Below are 25,523 nucleotides of genomic sequence, written 5' to 3' on the forward strand. Positions count from 1 at the left end.
CCTGAAATGGGAAAGTTTACTGTGTTGTTTCGGGCTTGTCGAATCCATGGCCAGGATTTGTCAACTGACCAGGCTGGCAACGGTCGTATGGGCAATGTCACGCAGGTCTTCCGGGAAGCACAGCCGACGCAGGCGGTAGGGACGCAAGCCCTGTACGGCCGCCGAGACTTCGGAAATCTCGCGCTGGCGGGGGTGCGTCTGATGGTCTTCGACGATGATGTGCCGCTCCGGTGCGTCGGGCAGATAGGGGCCAAAGTACGGTACGTCTCCGGCATCGTCTTCGAGCAGGTAGAACTCCGGCGGCCAGCCGCGCTTCACCAAGGCTGACTCCAAAGCCGCCCGAACTTTGGCAATGGCTTCTGACGAAAGGGCAGAAACGTCGAGCGACTTGAAAAGCCGCCGCTCCAGAAAACGTCCGGCCAGGTCAGACAAAACGGGGTCAGGGTCGCGTTGCCACTGCTTGATGTGAAACAGTACGTCGGCGTCGTCAAGGCTGAGATATTCGGCAGTTGTCAGCGGGACGCCGGTGATGAGTTTATCCATGGCGGTGCCGGAAAGCCGAAAGGCGAGTCGGCCTTCGTGTGTCAGCGTCACAGCCCGCCGGAACATGGCCACCAGCATGTTTTCGGCCGCCCGCAGGGCGTGGTGGAAATACACCCGGCGGAACATGTGGTAGCGCGCAAACAGGTATTCCTCCACGGCCAGCACCCCCCGCGCACGGACGATGAGGCTGTCATTGGTGGTATCCACTGTCAGGGCATGGAGAATCCACGGCAGGTCATAGCAGCCGTAACTGACGCCCGTCATGAGGCTGTCCCGCAGCAGGTAGTCAAAGCGGTCGCAGTCAAGTTGTGAGGAAACCAGTTGTGCCGCGAAGCGCGGGCGAAACTGGCCCTCCAGCAGGGCAATCAGGGTATCCGGCAACTGTGGGTCGTGACTGGTGAGCCGTCCGTGAATGGCGGTTGCCGGATCGCCAATAATGCGTTTGGTCCAGTCTTCATGGCGCTGGTGGAGAACTTTCTCCATGACGTGCGAAAACGGCCCGTGGCCGATGTCGTGCAGAAGCGCCGCCAGACGCGCCAACCCACAGACCTGGGCATCGAGCCGGACGCCGCTGCGCTGTAGCGTATCCAGCGCCAACGTCATCGTGTGCATCACGCCAAGGCTGTGGGCAAACCGGCTGTGTTCGGCCCCCTGAAAAACGACAAAGGCCAGTCCGAGTTGGCGAATCCGGCGCAGCCGCTGAAACTCCGGCGTGTCAATGAGCGCCATCAACAGCGCATCAAAGGGCAGGCTTCGGTCGAGCGTGATGATGCGGTGTACCGGGTCGCTGTAGCGGCGCAGTGCCATAGCTAACACCTTGTCCTTCGGCCTGGCCGGCCTCTTCCGGTTGTCCGTGCTCAGGGCTTCAGCATTTCAGTAGTCAAAACCATTTTTCCGAATGCGAATCATCGGCTCGCCCTCGCTCGTGACGCTTCCGGCTACGACTTCACCCAGAAACAGGATGTGGTCGCCGGCGGTGACTTCCTGCCGCAGGACACAATCCAGATAAGCCAGGGCTTCCGGGATCACCGGCACGCCTGTCACAGCCGGCTCATGGGCAATACCCTCGAATGCCGGCTCATCGAGTGCGAACCCCTTGGCAAAGTGCGCCACGAGTTTGCCGTTCTGCTTATGACAGATGTTGACGGCAAAAGCGCCGCTTTCCCGCAGGCGCGTCAGGATGGGCCGTCCCTGCCGCACGGCCGCCATGACCATCGGCGGGTGAAAGCTCACCTGCTTGATGAAGGAAGCCAGCATCCCGGTCGCCTTGGGTCCGGCACCGGTGGTAAGAATGAAAATGCCACTGGAAATCCGGCCGAGCGCCGCGCCAATGGATGCCTGTTCAGTCGGCTGGGGTGTGTCTGTCATCGGATTGTCTCCTGGTGAAAAGGTTCCGGGAAGGTCTCGCAGAAATTGAACGACCAGGCTGCGGTCGGCAAGATTTTCGTTGTACGTTGGAGCAGGGATTGAGTACGCTAAGGGCACCCTGCGACGGATCATGTTTCACACGGCGTCCCCGACACCATCCACGACGGCATTCCGGCCGGCCCACGCCCCTGGCAACTGGTGCAGGGAAAAGGTTACACGACCCGGACCGGAATGCATGCCAGTTTTACGTGCGAGGTACGCAGTCGTTATGAGCGAAACCACCGCCCTCCCTCCTGTGACTGAACGTGGCTTTACCAACCTGATGATTACCGGTTATGTCTATCCGATGACCATGTTGCCGGTAACGCCCCTCCTTGGTATTTACCGCTCCGGGAAAGAAACCTACCGCTTTCTTGAAGGGACGCCCTTGGGGAGTAATGAATTCATCCGCATCGGGGTCACAGTGCTGGCCACTCCCTTTGTGGCACTGTTTATGCTCTGGCCCTTCGGCATCATTGAAGGAACGGAGATCCTTTCCGACCAAGTGGCCCGGCTGGGTCTTGACAAGGCTGTGGATAATGCCATCCAAGGCATAGCTGACACCGTCTTCGGCACAATTGGCTCGCTGCTTCCCAAAGAGTGATACCGGTTGTATCCATCCACTGACGCGGGGCAGAGGTTAGCTCCGCGTCAGTGACCGCCGGCGAAGGCGTACCGCTTGGGCCAACTCGGCCAGAAGCTTTTCGGTTTCTTCCCAGCCAATACATGCGTCGGTGATGCTTTGTCCATAGACCAGCGGTTGCCCTGGTACGTGCGTTTGTTTGCCTTCGACAAGGTGGCTTTCAAGCATCGTGCCGATGATCGCCCGGTTGCCCTCAGCCACTTGGGTGGCCACATTGCGGCACACGGCTGGCTGCCGCCGGTGGTCTTTGCCGGAGTTGGCATGGCTGCAATCAATCATGATGCGTGCCGGCAGTCCGGCGCTTTCCATCAACTGGACGGCTTCCGCCACATGGTGGGCGTCGTAGTTGGGCACCCGCCCTCCGCGCAAAATGATGTGGCAGTCCGGGTTTCCGGTGGTGCGAAACAACGCCGAGCGGCCGTCCTTGGTGTGTGACAGGAAGGCGTGGGGTTCGCGCGCCGAGCGCACGGCATCCACTGCGATTTGAATCGTACCGCCGGTGCCGTTCTTGAAGCCGACCGGGCAGGACAGCCCGGAAGCCAGTTCACGATGTGACTGACTTTCCGTGGTACGTGCGCCAATGGCCCCCCAACTGACGAGTTCGGCCGTGTACTGCGGGGAAATCAGGTCCACGAACTCACTCCCGGCCGGAACCTGCATTTCAGCCAGTTCCACGAGCAGGTGGCGGGCCAGCCACAGACCGCGCCGGACATTGAACGTCCCGTCCAGATTGGGATCGTTGACAAGTCCCTTCCAGCCAACGGTCGTGCGGGGTTTTTCAAAGTACACCCGCATTGTAATCACCAGATCATCAGCGTATTCCTGGCACAGGGGACGGAGGCGGCTGGCATATTCCATCGCCGCCTGTGGGTCATGAATGGAGCAGGGGCCGACCACCACCAGCAGGCGGTCATCTTCGTGGCGCAGGATGCGCTTGATGGCTTCGCGGGTACGGTACACCGTCTCGGCAGCCCGGTCGCTGACAGGGAGGGCATCTCGCAGTTCATTGGGAGTTGGAATTGGCTCGAAGGATTGAATACGAACGTCGTCAATAAGATGGCGCATGGCAAAAAGCACCGCAGCCGGATGGGGGGGCCGGGAACCAGGGTTGCACACGGGCTGATGAGCGTAAACAAGACATAGCAGTTATGCTCCGCGTGGCGCAACGGCCCGGTGACGTAGCCACTGCTGATAGACCTGGCGGCGGGGGAGTCCATAACGCTGTGCCGTCTGCCGGATGGCTTCCGTGGCACTCAGCCCGTGTTCCGCGATGCCGCGTTCGATTTCTGCCAGAAGTATCGTGTCGTCTGGTGGTGGCAGTGGCACGGTGGGTTTCCCGTCAATGAGAACGACAATTTCTCCACGCGGTGTTTCCGCCCCGAAATGCGCCGTAAGGGTGGCCAGTGTCCCCCGGACGTAGGTTTCGTGGAGTTTGGTCAACTCCCGCGCCACGACGGCCGGGCGGTCGCCCAGTATGGTCAGGGCATCCTGCAGAAAAGCCAGCAACCGGTGGGGCGCTTCATAGAACACCATCGTGACCGGTTCATCAGCCAGGGCTTCGAGCGCCTTGCGCCGGGCCGCCGACTTGGGTGGAAGAAAACCAACAAAGTGAAAGCCCTCTGCCGACAGGCCGGCGGCGCTCAATGCCGTGGTGGCGGCACAGGGGCCGGGCAGGGCGCTGACGGGCAAACCCGCATCAATGGCGGCGCGCAGGAGCTGTCCGCCCGGGTCTGAAATGAGCGGCGTGCCGGCGTCACTGACCAGGGCTATGGTGTCGCCCGCCCGCAGCCGTTCCAGCAGTTCACCTGTCCGCTGCCGTTCGTTGTGTTCGTGATAGCTGATGAGTGGTGTCGAAATGCCGTAGTGGTGCAGCAGTTGGCGCGTCCGCCGCGTATCTTCGCAGGCAATGAGGTCGGCTTCGCGTAGGACCCGAACGGCGCGGTAGGTGATGTCTTCCAGATGGCCAATGGGGGTCGGCACCACGTAAAGCGGCATGGGGGGCGTTAGCTGGCGAGAAACTGTCTGGCCAGTTGGTTGAACCGGTCGGCGTGTTCGTCGTGCGGCAGAAGCGCGCAGTTCTCAAACAGGACGAGTTGGGCCTCCGGTTTGCGTGCGAGGAAATCTTCGGCCTGACGCGCCGGGGTGGTGCGGGCATTTTTGCCCCAAACCAGGAGCACCGGTTGCAGAAGCCGACCGAAAGCATAGCTGATGTTGCAGTTGGCGATGCCGGTCAGAAAAGCGATGGGAGCATACTTGGCATTTTTGACCCGCATGGTGCGGTAGAGATGCTCAGCATGCTCACGAGTGAAACACCGGGGGTCGTAAAAGCCCTGATTCGTCATAAAGTAACGGATGACGGGCCGCGTGCTGAGCGCTTTGAAAAACAGGGTTCCCACAGGTGAAAAGAGGATGTGGCGTGCGGTTTGGCGCAGGCGTGTGGGCCGTTCATCGGCCAGAGCGCGAATGCCGGTGGGCGCAATGAGAACCAGTTTGCGGAACAGTTCCGGTGCCAGGCTCGCCGCACGGATGACATAGGCTGCGCCAAGCGAGCTGGCAATGACATGGCAGGGGATGCCGATGCGCGCGCGGCAAAAATCAAGGATAAAGTCCGTATAGAGATTGGCTGTGTAATCCATCCGCCGGCGCTCGGAAGCGCCAAAACCGGGCAGGTCCGGGGCAATGACATCGAAGGTGTCCTCCAGCCCCAGAAACACCTTGCGCATTTCATAGGCCGAGGCGGCGGCGTTAAGGCTGTGGATAAGCAGCACCGGCTCCCCACTCCCGCGCCGGGCGTAGTGCATGCGCTGCCCACGCCACATCCAGACGGAAGTCAGCGCATGCACGGGAGCTTCGGCGAGAGATGACATACAGGAGTGTTACTTCAACCGGTCAAACTCGGCATCATCAATCTCAAAATTGGTCGAGATTTTCTGCACGTCATCGTGGTCGTCGAGGGCCTCATAGAGCTTGAGCATCTGCTGGGCATCCTTCCCTTCAAGGCGAACATAGGTTTTCGGGACGCGCGTTATGTCAGCCGAAACCGTTGGGACACCAGCCGCCTTGAGAGCCGCCAGGACGGCATCGAAAGCCTCCGGTTGCGTCTGAATCTCCCAGTATTCACCCAAATCACGCAGGTCTTCGGCGCCAGCGCCAACGGCAATCTCAAAAAGTTCTTCTTCTGACTTCACATCCTTTTCGAGCGTGATGACGCCTTTGGGATCGAAGAGCCAACTTACGCTGCCGGTTTCACCCAGGTTGCCGCCGTTCTTGGAAAAAAGATGGCGGAGTTCACTGACCGTACGGTTGCGGTTGTCAGTTGCAGCTTCGAGCAGAATGGCAACGCCGGCTGGGCCGTAGCCTTCATAGATGATCTCCTCGTAGGCTGCACCTTCGATTTCACCCGTGCCCCGCTTGATGGCCCGCTCGATGGTGTCGTTGGGAATGTTCTCCGCCTTGGCATCGGCAATGGCCTTGCGGAGACGCGGGTTGCCTGCCGGATCGCCGCCTCCGACCCGTGCCGCAACGGTCAGTTCCTTGACGAGCCGGGTGGTGATTTTGCCCCGCTTGGCGTCGAGCGCCCCTTTTTTGTGTTTGATGGTATGCCACTTACTATGACCAGACATAGCTTTTCGGTCTTCCTCAAAACGAAACGATGTCGTGAAAAGAGCTTGATGGGCCGCCAGGCCCGTGTGGCTGAATCTAGCACAGAAATCCTGCCGGCTGGCGCAATGCAGGTGAAAGCAGACAGTAAGGAAGGGTTTGTGATGCTGCCTCAAGCCGCGTTGTCAGGAAGGGGCTGGCTATCGGCGCTAACGAAGCCGTCGGAGGTCTCCCAGATGTTGCGAGAACTCAGCCCTGTGGCTGAAAGTAGGGTGGTAGGTGGTGTTTTTCGTCCGGCACGAGCCGCTGGTGACCGCCGGTGTGTCTGGCCACGGCAGCCGTCGTGGCAGCCTTTTCCGTGTAGCGTTCACGAATCTGTAAAATCTTGGGCAGGATGGACTTGAAAGCTTCCACGAGATTGGGATCGAAGTGCCGTCCGCTCTGCCGGTCAATCTCGGCAATGACTTCTTCGACCGACCAGGCCTGTTTATACGGCCGCTCCGTCGTCAGAGCATCAAACACATCGCACAGCGCCACAATCCGCCCCACAATGGGAATCTGCTCGCCCTTGAGACCGTTGGGGTAGCCTGACCCATCCCATTTCTCGTGGTGGGAAAGGGCAATCTCCATCGCCATGTGCATCAGGGGGGACGTTGAGCCACTGAGGAGTTCGGCCCCGATGGTGGCATGGGACTTCATCACTTCCCATTCTTCAGGCGTCAGTTTGCCTTCCTTGAGAAGGATGCGGTCGGGAATGCCGATTTTTCCAATGTCATGCATCGGGCTGGCATGCAGAAGCATTTCACAGGCTTCATCGTCCCAGCCGATGGCGCGGGCCAGTTCGGCGCAGTAGTGGCTCATGCGGATGACGTGCATGCCGGTGACATTGTCGCGGTATTCTGCGGCACGTCCCAACCGCCGCACGATTTCCAACTGCGTTTCACGAAGCTGCTGCGTGCGCTGGCGCACTTTTTCTTCCAGAATCCGGTTCTGTTCCCGGACTTCATTGTGCAGCAGCCGCACCTCGATCATGTTGCGGATGCGGGTCAGGGCTTCGACGTGCTCGAACGGTTTGCTCAGAAAATCGCGCGCGCCAGCTTCAAGAGCGCGCAGGCGGGTGGCGTGATCGGGCAGTCCGGTCAGCACCAGAACGGGAATGTAGGAATCATGCTCGATTTCCCGCAGGTCTTCCATCACCTGAAAGCCATTGCGGTGGGGCATGTGCAGGTCAAGGATGACCAGGTCGGGTGACAGCTCCCGGTAGAGTTGCGCAACCTGCCGTGAGTCCGTCGTGCTGAAAACCCGCCGGTAGCCGGCTTCTGCCAGGAGATTTTCCAGCAGCTTGATGTTTAGTTCAAGGTCATCAACAACAAGAATCCGTGCATCCCGAATGCGAGCGTCATCCATAGCCTTGTACTCACCCAGAGATCAAAAACAGAAAAGCGTGACGATACCGGCCCTTAGTTGAAGCGAAGCAGGAAGGGAAGCCGGGCATAGACGCCGAGCGGATCGTTGAAGGCGGCCAGTGCTGCCGTTTCGGCCCATAACTGCTCCAGTTCACGTTGCACCGGTCCCTGCACCAGACGCTCCGGCTCCTCATCGGTGAGCAGCTTGGCAAGCTGCTCAGCCAGGTTGCGCCGCTTGGGATACTCGGCAATTTTCCAGTCATTCCCCAGCTTGGCCAGTTCGGCAGCCGCCTGAATGGCCGCCTCCAGCCCGCCAAATTCGTCCACGAGTCCGAGTCGTTTGGCTTCCGCTCCCGACCAGATGCGCCCCTGTGCAATTTCCTGTACGGTTTCCTTGGGTAGCTTCCGGGCTTCCGCCACCCGTGTCAAGAACTCATCGTAGATACGATCCACATTGGCCTGAATGAGTTTCAGTTCGTCTTCGGTCTTGGGGCGGGTGATTGTGCCCAGGTCAGCGTAGCGATTGGTTTTGGCCGTGTCCCACTTGACGCCGTAATCACCGGCCAGTTTTTGAATGTTGGGCAGAATGCCAAAAACGCCGATAGAGCCGGTAATCGTGTTGGGCGCGGCGAAAATTTTGTCGCTGGCGGTGGAAATCCAGTACCCGCCGGAAGCGGCTACCGTACCCATCGAAACAACCACCGGCTTGCCGGCCGCACGGGTTTCGGCTAGTTCACGGCGGATGACCTCCGAGGCCAGCGCGCTGCCGCCGGGACTGTTGACGCGCAGCACAACGGCCTTGATCTGGTCGTCCTGCCGAAGCCGGCGCAGTTCCTTTGCCAGGCGGTCGCCGCCGATCTGACCATCGCTTCCGGCTCCATCCACGATCTCCCCTTCGGCATAGACAACGGCAATGATGTTCCGTGAGGTGCGTTCCAGACCGAGTGAACGCCGCGATACGCGGGCGTAGGCCGGAAGTGTCACCTGCCGGAAGGGCGCTTTGTCATCTTTGACCTCGCTCAGCTTGCGCAACGTGCCAAGCACCTGGTCAAGATAGGCTGTTTCGTCGGCCAGTTTGGCGGCCACGGCTTCCGGTCCGACCAGGATGGCTTTTTCGTTGGCCAGGCGCTGGAGGTCATCGGGCGTCAGTTGCCGCGCTGTTGCCACGCCACTGACGAACTCGCCCCACACGTCGTCCAGCAGCTTTTGGGTCTGCTCCCGGTTTTCAGGACTCATTTTGTCGAACAGGAGGGGTTCGACTGCCGATTTGTACTTGCCGACCCGTGTGACCTGAATGCCGACACCATATTTCTTGAAGGCTTCGCCCAGGAACATCATCTCCGAGGCCAGCCCGTTCATTTCAATCGCGCCAAAGGGGTTGAGAAAGATTTTGTCCGCCACGGACGCCAGGTAGTAATCGCGTTCGCTATACACCTGGTTGTAGGCGTAGATGGGCTTTTTGGACGCCTTGAAGCGCAGCAGGGCTTCGCGGATTTCCCGCAGCGCGGCAAAGCCGGAGCCGTAACCTTCCGTGGACAGATTGCCATGCAGGTATAGCCCCACCACCCGTTTGTCCGCCGCCGCCTTGTCCAGGCAATCCAGAATGGTGCTCAGCGGCAGGATTTTCCCCCCGCTGCCGCGCAACAGCCGCTGCACGTCCACTTCGCGGCCGTCATCGCTGGGGGCAATGTCGGAAATCGTGGCCGAAAGATCGAACACCAGTATCGTTTTGTCCTGAACAGCCGGTTCAGGGCTGCGTCCACTGGACAGTGATGCCACCGAAGCCAGCAGCAGCAGGATGCCCCCAAGGACAAGCCCGAAGAAGATGAGGGTGCCGGTCAGGCTGGCAAACACGTACTTCAGAAAATCGCGCATGGCTTGGATTGCTTTTCTATCCCATCCATAAAACCGGCCGGCTACATCCAGACGCCCTTTGTGGCTAAAGGCGCAAGCAATGACTATACACAGTCTCAGCGTTGCTGGACAAAGGATGCCAGCCGGGCATAGACCTCCCGCAGGGTGTCAGGCGGGGGTAGAAAGACGATGCGGAAAAAGCCATCGTGCGGGTTCAGCCCGAAGCCGGAGCCGTGCACAAAGAGCACGCCGGTAGCCCGCAGCAGGGCCAGCACGAATGCCTCATCCGTCTGTCCCTTCAGGTCAGCCACCTGTCCCATGGCATAGAAAGCCGCCTGGGGGGCAATACAACGGATGCCGGGGATGGCATTGAGAGCTTCGACGGTAATGGCCGCCCGCAGTTTCATTTCCTCGATGAGGGACGGCAGATGTGACTGGTTTTCCAGGGCCACAGGAAGCACTTGCTGCGTCGGCAATGGACTGCAAATCCGGGCTTCGGCAATCTTGCGGACGGCAGCAATCACTTCCCCAAAACGCTGTGTGTTGGTGTAGGTCATCCAGCCCACGCGCCAGCCCGGCACCAGATGCGACTTCGAGAGGCTTTCCAGCGTGACGACCGGCACATCCATTCCAGCCGCGAGCTGGGCCATGGGCGGCGGCGGCGGGCCGTAGGTCAGCCGGCAATAGACCTCATCGGCAATGACGACCAACCCGTGGGCTTCGGCAATAGTGAGCAGTTCCAGCAGCAGCCGCGCATCATAGACCGCACCACAGGGGTTGTTCGGGTTGATGATGACGATGGCACGGGTCCGGGGCGTGATCCTGTCCCGGATTTCGTCCGGGTCAGGCAGCCAGCCCTGCTCCGGGTCGAGCCGGTAGTAGTTTTCACGCGCGCCCAGCTTGGCGGTAATGGCCGTGTAGAGCGGATAGGTCGGGCAGGGCGTCAACACGTCATCGCCCGGCTCCAGCAACGCACTCAGCACCATGTCAGCCGCTTCCGACGCACCCGAACTGATGACGACATCTTCAGGCGAAAGATACACGCCGCGCCTTTCGGCTTCCTGAACGATGGCTTCACGCGCAGCCAGCGTCCCCACCGAGGGCGCGTAGCCGTTGTGTCCCTCGCGTACGGCACGGGCCAGGGCTTCCTGCAGGATGGCGGGCGGCTGAAGCCCGTACAGCACCGGGTCGCCAATGTTGAGATAGGTCACCGAACGGCCTTCGGCTTCCACGGCCTTGGCAGCGGCCACGATGTTGCGGATGGCATAGTTGTAGTTTTTCGTGCGCTCGGCAGGCCGAAACAATGCAGGACTGGGGCTGGACATACACCGTCACCTCAAAGGCAGGAGTGGTCCCGACACCGGGACGCAACCCACGAAGATGTTTTGCTTGGCCAAGCACTTGTAGCGAAATCCAGTGCGGGCTGCAATCTTCACGGAGGCAATAGTTCAGGGCGTCGCGCGCTGGGCCCCGGCCGGTGGGGTAAAGCTAAAAAAGCCGTCCGGCAGGGGCGGATTTTCGACAATCTCCGAAAGCAGGAAGTCGTCCTGTTCACCGGCGGCACTGAGGAGTGAAATCCGCGCCAGTTCAAAGGTCGTGGGATGACATTCAACCAGTACCGCCGTCACCAGCTCGATGCGCTCCCGTGGTGTGAGCCGCAGGACGACGTATCCCGGACGCACCGGCGGTACGGCCGCCAGTTCAACCTGGCGGAACAGCCGGGCTGCCCGCCGGTCGCCCAGCAGAAACAGAAACGGTGTACGGGGATCGCGGCTGGCGCGTACCGGCTCCACGGTGTACCGCTGCCGGGCGGCGCTGTAGAAGTAGGTGTGCCGGCCGTCGCACAGAAACTGTTTGACGCTGGGCGCGGTGTAATCCCAGCGCATCCGTCCCTGCCGTTGCAGCGCCAGCGTGCCCTGCTCGCGGAGGGTCTGGCGTCCCCGGTGAATCTGGGTGAATGCGGCCGTGAGCGTGTTCAGGCGGCTGTAGCGCCGCAGAACGCCCTCCAGCAGACGGGCTGCGTCGGGTGTCGGGCGTCGGGCGGCCTGCCCTCCGGCCGGGCCGGCCGTCAGCCACCAGCCAAAACCCACCAGGCTTTTCAACAGAAAATGGCGGCGCTGCATGAACGTCGGCTGAAGCTCACTTCTTGCGTTTGCCGTCATTGCCGCCGGGTTCGATGTAGCTGCGCCGGTACTGGACTTCGAGACGTTTGTTGTCCGGTTTGCCGTCGCCGTCCACATCCACGAGCACTTCGATTTTGCGCCGCTTGCCCTCCCGGCGCGGGTTGGTCGGTTCGTAACCCAGGCTGTACTGGTTGCGCAGCAGGGTATCAATCGAGCGCAGGGTCGTCGGCAGTTCACCGATGAATGTCACCGGAAAATAGCGCCCGCCAGAACTTTCGGCAAAGGTACGCAGGGTGTTGAATGCCTGGAGGAACGTCAGGTTGGCCTCCGGCGACAGCCGTGGGTCATTGAGCTTGTAGAACAGGTTGCCGATGCCGATGCAGTACACCGGTATGCCGGCATTTTCGACGATTTTGCGTGCCTGGTCATAGTTGATGCGGCTGAACGTATCAATGCCAAGGGCAATGAGCAGAATGGCCGTGCGGCCCTGGACTTCTTCCAGCCCGGTGTAGTCTTCGCCGTCAAGCTTTCCGCCCTTGATGACGAACTTCAGCGTGTCGAAGAGGTTGCTTTCCGTAAAGGCAGGGAAGTTGCGGTACAGGAGCGCGATGTTGGAGCGCAGCACGGCCGGGTCGTTTGTGAAGTCCGTGAGCACTTTGGGACGCAGGTCAAACGCGACGATGGAGATGTAATCGTTGGGGCGTACGAACCGCTCGATGAACTGCGCCGCCGGTTCGAGGACTTCAAACACGAGCGGCCCGATCGCACGGCTGTATTCGAGCACCATGACGAGCGTAAGGTCGCTGTCACCGGCCCGAAAATTGGTGATTTCCTGTTTGACGCCGTCTTCCAGAATGGTGAAGTTCGCCGGTTTGAGGTCGGTAAAAAGGCGGCCCGTCTTCTTGTCATAGACGACGACTTCCAGATTGACGACATCCGTCGCCAGCACGATGACATTGCCTTCGTCATCGGTGGTTGGGGCCTTGGTCGGAGGACGCCGGCGCGGCGTGCCCATCGGACGATTGGGGTCCTGCCCTTCCTGGGATGTGCCGCTGGGGTTTGCCGAAGGCTTTTCATCGGGGAGCGTCCGGTTAGGCTTGTCGTTTTCAGGGGGCGGCGGAGTTGTTTTCCGCGTCGCACCGGACTGCGCGAGCACCGGGCGGTAGGGCCGGACGGACGGCACACCAAGCGCCAGAAGGCACAAGCCGACGAGGATGAGACGGCCGGGCATCCGACCAGGGAGCGGGTTCAGGTTCACGTCGTCACCTCCAGGAGGATAGTGGCTTGGGTTTGGCGTTGGCAGAGGACGCAGCGTTGCCTGGCCGTTCCACACCCGGGCCTTTTGTCACACGTCCCTACGGCCCGACAAGTCATCCCCGGCCTGACGGTTCTGCCTGCGTGCCAGGTGAGACCGTACCGAGCCAGAGGGCAGCCAGACCAGCCCCACTCGCCGCCAGCCAGAAGGGAGCCACCGGCGCGACCTGCTCCCAGAGCAGTCCCGCCAGGCTGCTCGCCACAAGGATGCTGAAGCTGGCCAGCATGGTCTGCAAACCAATGGCTGACCCACGCTGTTCGGGCGGAACAAGGTCGGCAATCCACGCCTTGCTGACGCCTTCCGTCGCGGCGGCATAGAGACCATACAGCGCAAAGCACAACCAGACCTGCCAGATTTGCGTCAGGAGTGCAAACCCGGCATACACGACGGCATACAGGCCCAGCCCCAGCACGATGACCTGCCGCTTGCCCAGGCGGTCGGCCAGGTCGCCGGCCGGGTAAGCCGCCAAGGCATAGACCCCGTTGTAAAGCACATAGCCGCCAATGGCCGCCGTATCCGAAAACCCAACCTGTTTCGCCTTGAGAATGAGAAACACATCACTGCTGTTGACCAGACCGAACAGGGTGAGCGCTGCCACCAGTTGACGGTATGCCGCCGGTGCACTGCGCCAGTAGGCAAAGACAGCAAAGGGCGCAAAGCGCCGGCCGGACGCTGGCTGAAAGGGCACATCCTTGACCCACCACACGCAGAGCACGGCCAGGATGCCGGGCAGAAACGCCAGCAGAAACAGCGTGGTGTAGTCGCCGGGCCGCCAGGTGAGAAAGGCAATGGCCAGCAGTGGACCCAGCACCGCACCAGCCGTATCCATTGCCCGGTGAAACCCAAACACGCGCCCCTGCGCCCCGGCCGGGGCATAACCGGCCAGCAGGGCATCCCGTGGGGCGCTGCGCAGTCCCTTGCCCAGGCGGTCAGCCAGCCGGCCCACGACAACCGCCCCGGCGGCCGGCCACAAACCGGGAAGCGGCTTGGAGAATGCCGACAGGGTGTAACCCGCCTGCACGAAGGGCGCGCGTGTGCCAAGCCGGTCGGAAAGCGCGCCAAAGTAACCCTTGAGGAAACCAGCCATGCCTTCGGCGATGCCCTCCAGCAGACCCACCAGAACAAGGGAAGCGCCGAGCGGACCGGTCAGGTAGAGCGGGGCAACCGGGTAGAGCAGTTCGCTGGCCATGTCGGTCAGCAGGCTGACCAGACCAAGCAGCATAATGGGGCGTGAAATGGGCGTGCGGCTGCTCACAGGTCGAGTTGAAAAGGCGTGAAATCAAGGCTGTCGGCGCTGACCAACTGCAAGCGGGTCCGCCCCAGTTGCCCGTTGAAAGCTGTGGCAATGGCCGCGCCGTGCAGGTGACCATATACACACCAGTCCACATCGTACTCAGCCAGCAGCTCCGTGAAACCGCTTGGTTCGTGGCGGGCGTTCATTGGGGGATAGTGGAGGATGACCACGAGTTTGTCGAACTCGCTCCGGCGCTGGCGGGCGGCTTCGAGTCCCAGACGCAGCCTTCCGACTTCACGCAGGTAAATCTTGCGGTCCTGCGCGGTGTATTCCCGGCGCACCTTTTCGCGGCGCAACAGGGCTTCCTGGCGTTCAAGCGTATCAGTGCTTGGTTCATCGCCCGGACACTGCCAGCCGCGTGTCCCGACGAAGGCCACCCGTTCCAGCACAAAGCACGTGGCCTGCAGGGGGATGATGGAGCTGTCTGCCATGGCCCGTACCTTGGCCAGCGAGTGCCACCAGTAGTCGTGGTTGCCGCGAATGATGAGCTTTCGCCCTGGAAGCCGGGCGATCCAGTCGAGGTCGGGGCGTACATCTTCGGCGCGCATGGCCCAGGAAAGATCGCCAGCCAGAATGAGGACATCATCGGGCGTTCCCAGTGCCGACCAGGCCGCCGCAATCCGGTCGGCGTGGTTGCGCCAGTGCTCACCGAAAATGTGCATGGGTTTGGGCTTGGCGAAGGACAGATGGGGATCACCCAAGGCAAAGACACGCATGAGCTACCTTTGGAAACACCATACGGACGGACCACCCTGAAGGAAACCAACTTTTTCGCATCCTCTGGCGTCAAAAATGGCGTATATCCTATGAGAAAGCAGGCTTTTCGAGAAACTTTGGTTGAAATTACCGTGCTGAGGTAATGAAATCAGACGCGATATTTCATAGGCTGACGGCGCACAGCGTGCGCCATCATTTTGTCTTCGTTTCCAAAAAAACAAAGCATGTCACAAACAACGCTTCCGCCGCTTGGGTCGCCTTCATCTTCGACGGCCGTTCCTTTCGTTCGTCTTGTACCTTCGGTCAGCGACAGCACATTTCATTCCCTGGGGCCTTTGGTCATTGCCGGGTTGCTGCTTTTCGATGCCTTGGCCGCCACCGGGTCACTGGCGGCTGGCATCTGGATGGCTTCGACCTTCTGGCAGGTCGAGCCGTCGTTTACACCCTATGTGCCGTTCCTGCCGACGCTGCTGCTCGTCAGGATACTGACGCTCCGGCACTATGGACTTTACCGGCTGCGCGGGGCCTTCCGGTACTCGGACGACCTCCTGGGTGCATTCAAAGGCGTTTCGCTGGGGTGTATCTACGGTTTCGTAACCCTGCTGTTTTTCCACCGTGGCATTCTCAACCAGCCGCTGTTTCTGTCGCGGGTGGTGTTTGTCTGTGACTGGGCCATCATGCTCCTGCTGGTCGTTGCCAGCCGGGTGCTCCTGCGGCAGGCGCAGTCCTGGGTCCGCAGCAAGGGCTACGGTCTCATTCCGGCATTCGTGGTCGGCGTCGGGGAGGAAGCCCGCGTCTGTATTGCGGAAATCAACGAGTCGCCGCGTCTGGGGTACAAGGTGCTGGGGGTGCTCACCACGGACGAGCGGACGGCGGATGTCCCGGATACCATCGAAGATGTGCCGGTTATTGGCACGTTCGATGACCTGCCGGAACTGGCCCGGGCGCTCGGCATCAAGGAAGTTCTCATCACCGACGCACAGCTTCATCCGCGCCGGATTTTCAACGCCATGATGAACGCCGGCCGGAAACATCACCTCAACTTCCGGGTTGTTCCGAGCCTGTTCAACTGCCTGCCCGAAAAAACCCAGATCGAGCAGCTTGGCTCACTGCCGATGATCCAGCTCTTTCGTGATCCGCTGTCGGGGGTCAATCGGTTTCTGAAGCGTGCCCTGGATGTGGTCGGTGCCGGGTTGGGGCTGATCGTCCTGTCGCCTGTGTTTGCGCTGATTGCGATTGCCATTCGCCGCGAGTCGCCGGGACCGATTTTCTACCGGCAGGAACGGGTCGGTATGGACGGGCGCACCTTCCAGATGCTCAAGTTCCGTTCGATGTATGCCGATGCCACGGATGAGATTCACCGACGGCTGATGGTTGAAACGATTAAGTATCCCGCCCGCGCCAATCGCGGGACACGTGGAAAACCGCTCTACGGCAAGGTGTTCAACGACCCGCGTCTGACGAAGGTCGGCAAGTGGATCCGTCGCTACAGCCTCGATGAGCTGCCCAATCTGTGGAACGTGCTCAAGGGCGAGATGAGCCTGGTCGGCCCGCGTCCGCCCATTCCCTACGAGGTTGCCGAATATCAGGACTGGCACCGGGCCCGTTTCAATGTCAAAGGCGGCGTGACGGGCCTGTGGCAGGTTTCGGGGCGCAATCGGCTCACGTTTGAGCAGATGGTGCGGCTGGACATCTACTACATCGAAAACTGGTCGTTGTGGTTGGACATCAAGATTCTGCTCCGCACGATTCCGGTCGTGCTCCGGGGCGATAACACCTACTGACAACCAGCCGGCTCCGGCCGGACGTAACCTTTGGCAACGGCAAGCCCTGGCGGGTGTGTGATGTGGGAAGCACCGGAAGCACCTCCGCGACTGACGGTTTCGGCGCTGACAGCCCAGATTCGGCGACAGCTCGAAGGGGAGTTTCGGGAAGTTATCGTCGAAGGCGAGCTTTCCAACTTCGTGGCCCACACCTCCGGGCACTGGTATTTCACGCTCAAGGATGCACAGTCCCAAATCCGCTGTGCCTGTTGGAAGGGGACGAACTACCGGATTCGCTTCCGCCCGCGCAACGGCCAGCAGGTGGTGTGCCGGGGAAAAGTGACCGTCTATGCACCCAAGGGGGAGTACCAACTGACGGTCGAAGCCATGGCGCCGGTGGGAGTGGGCGAGCAACAGTTGGCCTTCGAGCAGCTCAAGGCCAAACTGGCGGCAGAGGGACTGCTTGCACCGGAGCGCAAGCGTCCCCTGCCCCTTGTCCCGCGTCGCATCGGGATTGTGACCTCGCCGACCGGGGCGGCGATTCAGGACATCCTCAATGTACTCCGCCGCCGGAACGATGGTGTGAGTGTTCTGCTCTATCCCGCGCAGGTCGAGGGGGCTGAAGCGGCTGCGAGTGTGGCGGCCGGCATTCGCTGGTTCAGCGAGAACCCGGACCCGGATTTTCCCGTGGACGTTCTCATTGTGGGACGCGGTGGCGGCAGCGCCGAAGCGCTGTGGGCATTCAACACCGAAGAGGTCGCCCGTGCGATTGCCGACTCCACGATCCCCGTTATTTCTGCCGTCGGACACGAGATAGATTTCACGATCGCGGATTTTGTGGCTGATCTGCGCGCCCCAACGCCGTCGGCGGCAGCAGAGATGGTTACGGCACGCCGCGCTGACCTTCTCGCCGAAGTCGGGTCCATGGCGTCCACATTGACCAAAGTGATGCACATCCGGTTGCTGCGTGAGCGGCAGGCATTGGAGACGCTGGCGCGGCATCCGGTCTTTGATGACACGCAGGCGCGCCTGCGCGATGCGTTGCAGACCTGTGACGAACTGACCCTGGCGGCGCAATCGGCTGTACAGAACCGACTTCGGCTTGCTGGTTGGCGTCTCGAGCGGGCCGGCAACCGTCTCCGGCACTACCCGTGGCGACCATACCTGCAACTCCACGAGCGGCGCGTGTCGGAACTGACGGCGAAGTTGATCGCGGGCGTGCAGGCGCAGGCGGCAGTGGCCCAGAACCGGCTGGCGCAGGCGCTGACCCGTCTCAATACCTTGTCTCCGCTGCGGGTGCTGGCGCGGGGGTACGCCCTGGTACAGCATCCTGACGGGCGGCTTATCCGCACTACGGAGGACGCCGTACCGGGGCAGGACATCGTGATCCGGTTGTCCGACGGCCGGCTGCTGGGGCGGGTCGCGCAGGTGCTTCCAGAGCCGGAAGCGAAGCCGGACCCGCCGCCGCATTCGTAGCCGGCTTGCTTCGGCTGGCTTATTTCGGCTGGCTTACTCGCTGACTTACTCGTAGGAAGTTGGCTGCTCGCTGTTCGTTGCTGGGGCGGCCGGCCAGCTCCCGCTCTGAAAGCGCCATTCGCCGCTCGTGTAAGTGGTGACGCGGTTGCCGCCAGCCCGTTTGGCGGCATACATCATCTTGTCGGCACGGATGGTCAGTTCTTCGGCAGATTCGCCGGCGTACTCGACGATCCCAAAGCTGACAGTCACTTCGCCGTTGAAGCGCTGATAGACGCCTTCACAAATCCGTTCACCGACGCGCCGTGCGGCTTCAGCCGGTGTTTCGGGCAGAATAAGCACGAATTCGTCACCGCCGTAGCGGAAAGGCAGGTCCACCTGCCGGCGGATGACGGAACGGACCAGCTCGCCTACCCATCGGAGCAGTTCATCGCCGGCGACGTGGCCACGGGTGTCGTTGAAGCGTTTGAAGCCGTCCAGGTCGAAGTAACACAGAGCGAAGGTGGAATCCCGGCGCTGCGCGCGCGCAATCTCGCGCGGCAGCAGGTCCTGGTAGTAGCGTTTGTTGTACAGCCCGGTCAGTTCGTCCGTAATGCTCAGTTTGAGGAGTTGTTCCTGTTGGGCGCGGCGCTCGGTGACATCGGTCAAGACGAACAGAAAGCCCTCGCTGCGTTTGGCGCGGAGGGGATGGACCGACAGGCTGGCATAGAACGTGCCGCCGTGACGACGCTTGAGGGCAACGTCTGTCCCGCCGAAGTGCACCTGCTGCCCGGCCAGAAGCTTCTCAATGCTTGTGAAGAGGCTGGAATCCTGGAACAGGGGCAGAATGGGCGTACCGACAACTTCCTTGTCGTCGTAGCCGAACATCATTTCGGCGCCACGGCTGAAGGTCACAATGTTGCCGGCCGGGTCAGTGGAGATGATGGCCGTATCCACAGCAACATCCAGAACGGTTTGCAGGTATTCATGTTCGGCCTGGGCGTTGCGATACAGCCGGGTGTTGCGAATGGCGACGGACACTTGCAGCGCCAGGTCTTCCGCAATGGCGCAGTCATCGTCGTCGAACGCCCCCGGACGGACGCTTTCAAACTCCAGCACGCCCTCAATCGTGCCATCGAGCCAGATCGGCGTTGCGATTTTGGAGCGCGACAGGGTGGAGTGTCCGCGCCATTCGGGCAACTGCCGCAGGTCCCGGCACAGAATCGTCTCGCCACCTTCCATGGTTTCCCGGATGAGACCGGAGTCGCGTTGCAGCGTCGTAGCGATGACGCTGGTGCGGTTGGCAAGTGTCGAGGCGATGTGGAAGTTCTCTCCCTGAGGGCCAGTCATGTGTGGGGTATAAATCGCCACGACCTCGCACTCCATGTAGCGTTGCAGGTGTTCGACGATGTCGGCAATGACCGTTTCCAGGTCGAGGCTGCGCGCCATCTGGCGCGTCACTTCGTTGATAAGAAAGACCTGCTCCCGCTTGCGTTGGACGGCACGGTACTGAAGGGCATTGCGGAAGGCATGGTCGAGGTGACGCGACAGCAGCCCCAGCCCCTCGATTTCGACATCGGTCAGTTTGATGCGCCGTGGATAGCCGAGAATGGCGACGCCGCTGCGCTGTGACCCGTGCCGCAACTGAAGGTGGAGTTGATGTCCGTCCACATGGGTTAGCGTGTCCGGGGCTTCCGGCAGGTTGGCCAGTTCGATGGCGGCGGCCTCGGAGGACATTTTCTGGATAACCGGCTCGCCTTGGGGGGACAGGCTGCTTTCATATCCGAAGCTTCCGCCTTCGCCAGTGATGAGGAGCCGACCGGTGATGCAGGGGGTCAGGTGGAACAGGGTACGGAAGGCAGTCTCCACCAGTTCGTCAAGATCGAGACTGGCATGGAGATTGAGCGCAATTTCGTGCAGGGTTTGCGCGGAAAGCGGAGACGGCACAACTTCGGTCGCCCGTTCGGCGCGGGCAATGGCCCGGCGCAGACGTTCGCCGGTCAGTGGTGGTGCCAGCACCAGCGTGACCCCTTCGGCTTTGGCCTTGGCCGCCAGCGCTGTGTCCTCGTTGGAGAGGCATCCGATGATGGGGAGTTTGGGATTGACCTGATGGATGTAGGCCAGATGCCCCCAGGTGACGGGATCGTCTTCGAGAGCCAGCAGGACGACATCGAACTCATATTCAGCCATCAGCGCAATGAGGGAAGTACCATCGGCGGCTACGGTGAGTTGCAGGGTGCGACTCCGCTGAAGCAGAGCTTCGATTTCCTGTCCGGCCATGGTCGGGGAAGTCACGAACAGGAGCTGCTTCTTGAACTCCACACGCGACATCTGAATGGTGGCAGGCGCGGGCATGAGGACAACCGAGGAAGCAAAGGTGAACCGGGCTGTGGGTGATGACAGAGCGCAGACCTAGTGTAGGCGAAGTCATCGCGCGGGTACAGCCTTTTGCTCGATACTGTCAGGAGCGGTGACGGGTAAGACCGGCACAAACAGCCCGGCACGGTCGGTGACGACCGTGCCGGGCATTGATTGGGAACGGATGTGTAAGCCGAATTCTGTTCCGTCACGGGGACGGCGACGGTCATTCATCTAGGCTGCCGGTTACCCGGCAGCTCAAGCGACCTACCCGGAGATGTGCCTGCCGGAGCAGGACTTGGACGAGCAGCCCTCAGACACCTCCATATTTGGTCTTGCACCGCGAGGAGTTTGCCTAGCCGAACGTGTTACCACGCTCGCTGGTGCGCCTTTACCGCACCGTTTCACCATCGCCACTCGCACACCCCGAAGGGCGTGTAAGTCAGGCTGTCTGTTCTCTGTTGCACTTGTCGTCGCGCCCGACAGGTCGTAGCCGACGCTTCGGACGCGCCCGGCCGTTAGCCGGCTCGCTGCTCTACGGTGTTCGGACTTTCCTCTCCCTGCCGGCCGGTTGTCACGACCAGCAGGCAGCGACCGTCCCATCCGCTCCCAAGGTCACAAAAGGCGGAAACCGGAAGGTATCCTCAGAAGACTGGCGGAGGAGGAGGGATTCGAACCCTCGATACAGTTTCCCGTATACAGCATTTCCAATGCTGCGCCTTCAGCCACTCGGCCACCCCTCCGACAACGAACCCCGCCGCCAAAGCGGAACTCACCCGGATTTCCGCGTATCCACCCACCGGCCATTCCAAAACGCAGTGGCCAAAACGCAGTGGCCAAACCCGCTGGCCGGCTTTCACAGGCCCTGACCGGCCGCCCTACCCAGCCGGCCCGGCCAAACTGGCGGTGAGGGTGGGATTCGAACCCACGGTACAGTTGCCCGTACATCGGTTTTCGAGACCGACCGATTCAGCCACTCTCGCACCTCACCAAAACTTTTCAAAACCACCCTTCACTCTGTGGTCAGGTTGCGGCGCTGCCGAAAAAAATCACGGAGCAGATCGCCACACGCTTCAGCCAGAACCCCACCCGTCACCAGCAGGCGGTGGTTGAGGACGCTCGCCGTACACAGTCCGAAGTGGCTCACAACCGCACCGGCCTTGGGGTCGGCGGCCCCAAAAACGAGACGCTGAATTCGGGCCTGCACGAGCGCCCCGGCGCACATTGCGCACGGTTCGAGCGTCACATAGAGCGTCGCCTCGGTCAAGCGGTAATTGCCCACCTGCCGGGCTGCCGCGCGCAGGGCGATGATTTCAGCGTGAGCCGTCGGGTCACAGTCGGTACGCACGCGGTTGCCCGCCTGGGCGACAAGCTGGCCGTTGATGACGACCACAGCCCCAACCGGGACTTCATCCACTTCGAGGCAAGTGCCGGCAGCCTCCAGGGCCAAACGCATCCAGCTCTCATCGTTCATTGTTTCCACGGCTGTCTGCCTTGCCCGCCGCCTGGCAGCGAGTCATTCTGTAAAAGTCTAATCAGGTCACACTGAAGCGTCAATCTTCCGCCTTCACCCGCGCCAAGGCTTTCTGCTGGTTTGAGGGCGGCCAGTCCGAACTGATTCTGAAACCTCCCAGGGCAGACCGTGGCTGGTAACATTCTGACTCGGCTGCTTGACAAGTCAGCAGTGCAGACTACTTATGACAGTGCAGGGCATCCAACAGACCGCTTGGCGGGCTTTGACCAGATGCGTCTTGCCAAATAGCGGCGTGATGCTCACAATCGCGCTTTTTCCCGCCACGGACGTTTGGATAGTCCCCAGAAGCCACAGCGGAACCCCTTGGTTTAGGTCAAGCGTCATGACAAAAGGATTGGTCATTGTTGAGTCTCCGGCAAAGGCCAAAACGATTACGAAGTATCTTGGCAAGGACTTTACTGTGCTGGCCTCGTATGGTCACATCAAGGACCTGCCCGAAAAGGAACTTGGTGTGGATGTCGAGCATGGTTTCGAGCCGACCTACGAGATCATTCCCGACACGAAAAAGCGCAACAACTCCAAGACCGTACGGGAGCTGAAGTCTGCCGCCCGGAAAGCGGAGTCCATCTACCTGGCGGCCGACCCCGACCGCGAAGGGGAAGCCATCTGTCAGCACCTGCGCGAAGAGTTGGTGGGCGACAAGGAACAAAAGCCGGTCTATCGCCTGTTGTTCAACGAAATCACCAAGGATGCCATTCAGGCTTCATTGCAGTCGCCACGGCAAATCAACCAGGCACTGGTGGAAGCCCAGCAGGCGCGGCGTGTGCTTGACCGCCTTGTGGGCTATGAAGTCAGCCCCATGCTCAACCGTGGGCTTGGCGGCGGCAAGGTTGCGCTCTCGGCCGGACGGGTACAATCCGTGGCTCTGCGTCTTGTCGTTGAGCGCGAGCGCGAGATTCTGGCTTTTCAACCAACCGAATACTGGACCTTTGATGCCCGTTTCGCCGCCGCACTTCCGCCGGAGTTTACGGCCAAGTTGTTTTCCATTCATGGCGAAACGCTCAAAACCGGCGACTTTGACAAACAGCGCAGGAACGAGCGCCACGTCCGTACCGAAGCCGAAGCCCGTGACCTTGAACGCCAGCTCCGTGAAGTTGCGGAATGGCGTGTGGCCGCGGTGACGACCAGGGAGAAGAAACGCCATCCGGTTGCGCCCTTCATCACTTCGACCCTTCAGCAGGAAGCGTCCCGGAAGCTTTCTTTTCCCGTCAAGAAAACCATGTCGCTGGCGCAAAAGCTCTACGAAGGCATCGAGCTGGGGGCTGAAGGCAGCGTCGGGCTGATTACCTACATGCGGACGGATTCAACCCGGATTGCCGATTCCGCCATAGCCGAAGTGCGCGACTTCATTGCAGCGCAGTACGGTGCCAATCGGCTGCCCGCCAAGCCCAACCAGTACAAAAACAAGAAGGGCGCCCAGGATGCCCACGAGGCCATTCGTCCGACATCGGTCTGGCGCACGCCCGAAAAGGTTGCCCCTTACCTTGAGGCTGATGAACTGGCTCTGTACCGGCTGATCTGGCAGCGTTTCGTGGCCTCCCAGATGACGCCGGCCCTCTTTGACGCTACGACGATTGACATCGAAGGCGGGCCGGGCTTTGTCTTCCGGGCGACCGGGGCGGTGCTCCGTTTCGACGGTTTTCTGGCAGTCTATGAGGAAGGGAAGGACGAACTCGATGCTGATGACGAAGCTCTGGCGCGCAAACTGCCACAGGTTGCCGCCGGGGAGCGCGTCGAGTGTCGTGAACTCCAGGTCAATCAAAGTTTTACCCGTCCACCGGCCCGCTACACGGAAGCCACGCTGGTCAAAACCCTTGAGGAGCGGGGCATCGGGCGACCCTCGACCTATGCCCAAACGCTGTCGGTCATTCAGGCCCGCAACTACGTCGAGAAACGTGACGGGCGGTTTCATCCTACGCCCCTTGGGATGGTGATTGCCGATGTCCTCACGGAAAATTTCGCCGACCTTTTTGACCCGGGCTATACAGCGGTGCTGGAGACACAGCTCGACGAAATCGAGGAAGGCAAACTCAACTGGCGGGAAGCACTCGAAGAGTTTTACCGGAAGTTTCGTGCTGACCTGGAAGCTGCCAAGGCCAACCTCAAAAAAGCCAAGGAAGGGGTGGCTACGGACGAACGCTGCCACAAATGCGGGGCGGCCATGGTGCTCAAGCTGGGGCGCTTTGGAAAGTATCTGGCCTGTACCAACTTGGAGTGCAGGGCAACCCGGGACTACGGGACGCTGCCAACGGCTACGTCGGACCCTGGCACGGCCACTGAAGCTGTTGGGGAGATCGCCTGTGACGCCTGCGGGCGTCCGATGGTACGCAAGCGTGGACGCTGGGGCGAGTTTCTCGCCTGCACGGGCTACCCGGAGTGCAAAACGACCCGCAATCTGACCAGGACCGGCGCTCCCAAGCCTGCCCCTGTCCAGCTTGACGAAGCCTGTCCAACCTGTGGCCAGCCACTGGCCGTCCGGCAGGGACGCTACGGCGAGTTCATCGGCTGCTCAAACTATCCGAAATGCACGTATATCAAGCGTGAAGCCATCATGCCCTGTCCGCGGCCGGGCTGCGGCGGCGACATCACCGAACGCCGGTCCGGGCGTGGCCGGGTGTTCTACAAGTGCACCAATACGGCCTGTGATGTGGTCTATTGGGACAAGCCGGTAACTCACCCCTGCCCAAGCTGCGGGGCGCCCTTTACCCTCCAGAAAACGAATGCCCAGGGGGAGACGTACCATTACTGCGCCGACAAGGAACATTGCGGCTGGACGGAACTCCCGGCGGAGAAGCGAAAGAAAAAAGACACGCTGCCGGCATCCAAAAACCCGTCTGCCTCTGAGGCCGCGTAGCAGACGTTGCCGGGTTCTGGGCGGTTGTGTGATTTGGTTGCCTTGGCTTCGGGAGTTGTCCTACAACGTGTTGCCATGCGAGGTCAGGGGCTGCGGCGACGACAATTTCTTCGGTATGCCACATCCGGTGCCTGTGGCGGTGTCTTTGGGCTGCTGGCCGCCGGTCTGCCCAACACAGGTCTGGCTGAAGCCGGCGTCCTTCCCGCGACCGATGAAGGGAAGCTGCCCAAAGGCTTTCGTGAGCCGACCCTGACGCTCGACGAACTCGAAGTCCAGCAGGTGGACTATCCGCTTGCCGATGTGCTGGCCCGCGTCACGATTGACAATCCCAACCAGGCGCTCACCCTGAGCAAACTGACCTACCGGATTGTGCTCAATGGCGTCGAGTGTGGGACAGGCGAGCATCCCGAGAAGCTGACGCTACCCAAAAAGGCTGCCCTGGCCCTGTCATTGCCGATAACCGCCGATCTTTCCTCGGTGCCGCACCTTGGGATCAACACCCTGTTGCAGACCCGCCTGGGCGAGGGCGTTTTCATCAACTACGTCATCCACGTTGCCTTTGAGGTAAGTGTGCTCTGGCTCTTCAAACGCCAGATCAAGGCCAAGCTCACCGGACGATTGCCCCTGCGCGAAATCCTGGAAAAACTGTCACTTCCATAG

The 25,523-nt window shown here is 60.9% G+C and carries 20 protein-coding genes, 2 tRNA genes and 1 other RNA gene; 5 read left to right on the forward strand and 18 right to left on the reverse strand.

Annotation, left to right across the window (positions count from 1 at the left end):
• Window positions 1–60 precede the first annotated feature (60 nt).
• A complete protein-coding gene (locus J8C01_RS04820) occupies window positions 61–1,350 on the reverse strand; it encodes an HD domain-containing protein (RefSeq protein WP_211432565.1) in 1,290 nt (429 codons plus the stop codon).
• Between the two features lie 66 nt (window positions 1,351–1,416).
• On the reverse strand, window positions 1,417–1,911 hold the full coding sequence (locus J8C01_RS04825; RefSeq protein ID WP_211432566.1) for a flavin reductase family protein: 495 nt from the start codon (window positions 1,909–1,911) through the stop codon (window positions 1,417–1,419).
• 268 nt (window positions 1,912–2,179) lie between these two features.
• Between J8C01_RS04825 and J8C01_RS04830 the strand changes: the two genes are divergently transcribed.
• Complete coding sequence (locus tag J8C01_RS04830; RefSeq protein ID WP_014099486.1) at window positions 2,180–2,554, forward strand: hypothetical protein; 375 nt, start codon at window positions 2,180–2,182, stop codon at window positions 2,552–2,554.
• A gap of 36 nt (window positions 2,555–2,590) precedes the next feature.
• Here the strand turns inward: J8C01_RS04830 and J8C01_RS04835 are convergent, their stop codons facing one another.
• The 11 genes from J8C01_RS04835 to J8C01_RS04885 all read right to left on the reverse strand — a co-directional run bounded on the left by J8C01_RS04835 (window position 2,591) and on the right by J8C01_RS04885 (window position 14,901).
• Window positions 2,591–3,658 (reverse strand): 3-deoxy-7-phosphoheptulonate synthase, encoded by a 1,068-nt coding sequence (locus tag J8C01_RS04835; protein WP_041569549.1) that lies wholly within the window; start codon window positions 3,656–3,658, stop codon window positions 2,591–2,593.
• 81 nt (window positions 3,659–3,739) lie between these two features.
• Window positions 3,740–4,588 carry a 16S rRNA (cytidine(1402)-2'-O)-methyltransferase gene (gene rsmI, locus J8C01_RS04840; RefSeq protein WP_211432567.1) on the reverse strand — a complete coding sequence of 283 codons (849 nt, stop codon included), beginning with the start codon at window positions 4,586–4,588 and terminating at the stop codon, window positions 3,740–3,742.
• 8 nt (window positions 4,589–4,596) lie between these two features.
• The gene (locus tag J8C01_RS04845; RefSeq protein WP_211432568.1) at window positions 4,597–5,460 is read right to left on the reverse strand and encodes an alpha/beta fold hydrolase; all 864 of its coding nucleotides are present in this window, start codon (window positions 5,458–5,460) and stop codon (window positions 4,597–4,599) included.
• Window positions 5,461–5,469: 9 nt separating this feature from the next.
• Window positions 5,470–6,216, reverse strand: a complete 747-nt coding sequence (locus J8C01_RS04850) for a YebC/PmpR family DNA-binding transcriptional regulator (RefSeq protein WP_014099490.1) — start codon at window positions 6,214–6,216, stop codon at window positions 5,470–5,472.
• Between the two features lie 226 nt (window positions 6,217–6,442).
• Complete coding sequence (locus tag J8C01_RS04855; RefSeq protein WP_211432569.1) at window positions 6,443–7,600, reverse strand: HD domain-containing phosphohydrolase; 1,158 nt, start codon at window positions 7,598–7,600, stop codon at window positions 6,443–6,445.
• A gap of 53 nt (window positions 7,601–7,653) precedes the next feature.
• Window positions 7,654–9,474 carry a signal peptide peptidase SppA gene (gene sppA, locus J8C01_RS04860; protein WP_014099492.1) on the reverse strand — a complete coding sequence of 607 codons (1,821 nt, stop codon included), beginning with the start codon at window positions 9,472–9,474 and terminating at the stop codon, window positions 7,654–7,656.
• 95 nt (window positions 9,475–9,569) lie between these two features.
• On the reverse strand, window positions 9,570–10,778 hold the full coding sequence (locus tag J8C01_RS04865) for an aminotransferase class I/II-fold pyridoxal phosphate-dependent enzyme (protein WP_249355480.1): 1,209 nt from the start codon (window positions 10,776–10,778) through the stop codon (window positions 9,570–9,572).
• A gap of 123 nt (window positions 10,779–10,901) precedes the next feature.
• Entirely contained in the window at window positions 10,902–11,576 is a 675-nt protein-coding gene (locus J8C01_RS04870) for a LolA family protein (protein WP_014099494.1), read from the reverse strand.
• Window positions 11,577–11,592: 16 nt separating this feature from the next.
• A complete protein-coding gene (locus J8C01_RS04875) occupies window positions 11,593–12,834 on the reverse strand; it encodes a VWA domain-containing protein (protein ID WP_211432570.1) in 1,242 nt (413 codons plus the stop codon).
• A 112-nt stretch (window positions 12,835–12,946) separates the two neighbouring features.
• Window positions 12,947–14,146 carry an MFS transporter gene (locus J8C01_RS04880; RefSeq protein ID WP_211432571.1) on the reverse strand — a complete coding sequence of 400 codons (1,200 nt, stop codon included), beginning with the start codon at window positions 14,144–14,146 and terminating at the stop codon, window positions 12,947–12,949.
• A complete protein-coding gene (locus J8C01_RS04885) occupies window positions 14,143–14,901 on the reverse strand; it encodes a metallophosphoesterase (protein ID WP_211432572.1) in 759 nt (252 codons plus the stop codon). Before J8C01_RS04885 ends, J8C01_RS04880 begins: the two co-directional genes overlap by 4 nt.
• Before the next feature lie 225 nt (window positions 14,902–15,126).
• Between J8C01_RS04885 and J8C01_RS04890 the strand changes: the two genes are divergently transcribed.
• Both J8C01_RS04890 and xseA read left to right on the forward strand, forming a co-directional pair.
• Entirely contained in the window at window positions 15,127–16,686 is a 1,560-nt protein-coding gene (locus J8C01_RS04890) for a sugar transferase (protein WP_211432573.1), read from the forward strand.
• Window positions 16,687–16,746: 60 nt separating this feature from the next.
• The gene (gene xseA, locus J8C01_RS04895) at window positions 16,747–18,141 is read left to right on the forward strand and encodes an exodeoxyribonuclease VII large subunit (protein WP_211432574.1); all 1,395 of its coding nucleotides are present in this window, start codon (window positions 16,747–16,749) and stop codon (window positions 18,139–18,141) included.
• 45 nt (window positions 18,142–18,186) lie between these two features.
• Here xseA and J8C01_RS04900 read toward each other — a convergent pair whose 3' ends face one another.
• The 5 genes from J8C01_RS04900 to tadA form a co-directional block, all read right to left on the reverse strand.
• Window positions 18,187–20,472 (reverse strand): diguanylate cyclase, encoded by a 2,286-nt coding sequence (locus tag J8C01_RS04900; RefSeq protein ID WP_211432575.1) that lies wholly within the window; start codon window positions 20,470–20,472, stop codon window positions 18,187–18,189.
• Window positions 20,473–20,648: 176 nt separating this feature from the next.
• An RNA gene (gene rnpB, locus J8C01_RS04905) (RNase P RNA component class A) lies at window positions 20,649–21,085 on the reverse strand.
• Window positions 21,086–21,128: 43 nt separating this feature from the next.
• Window positions 21,129–21,218, reverse strand: a tRNA-Ser gene (locus J8C01_RS04910).
• Window positions 21,219–21,376: 158 nt separating this feature from the next.
• A tRNA-Ser gene (locus J8C01_RS04915) sits at window positions 21,377–21,466 on the reverse strand.
• Between the two features lie 21 nt (window positions 21,467–21,487).
• Entirely contained in the window at window positions 21,488–21,949 is a 462-nt protein-coding gene (tadA, locus tag J8C01_RS04920) for a tRNA adenosine(34) deaminase TadA (protein ID WP_014099502.1), read from the reverse strand.
• Between the two features lie 382 nt (window positions 21,950–22,331).
• On the opposite strand from tadA, the gene topA reads away from it, so the two are divergent.
• Both topA and J8C01_RS04930 read left to right on the forward strand, forming a co-directional pair.
• On the forward strand, window positions 22,332–24,863 hold the full coding sequence (topA, locus tag J8C01_RS04925) for a type I DNA topoisomerase (RefSeq protein ID WP_211432576.1): 2,532 nt from the start codon (window positions 22,332–22,334) through the stop codon (window positions 24,861–24,863).
• Between the two features lie 75 nt (window positions 24,864–24,938).
• Window positions 24,939–25,523 (forward strand): LEA/WHy family protein, encoded by a 585-nt coding sequence (locus J8C01_RS04930; protein ID WP_211432577.1) that lies wholly within the window; start codon window positions 24,939–24,941, stop codon window positions 25,521–25,523.

The sequence above is a fragment of the Chloracidobacterium sp. D genome (assembly GCF_018304685.1).
Lineage (GTDB): Bacteria > Acidobacteriota > Blastocatellia > Chloracidobacteriales > Chloracidobacteriaceae > Chloracidobacterium > Chloracidobacterium thermophilum.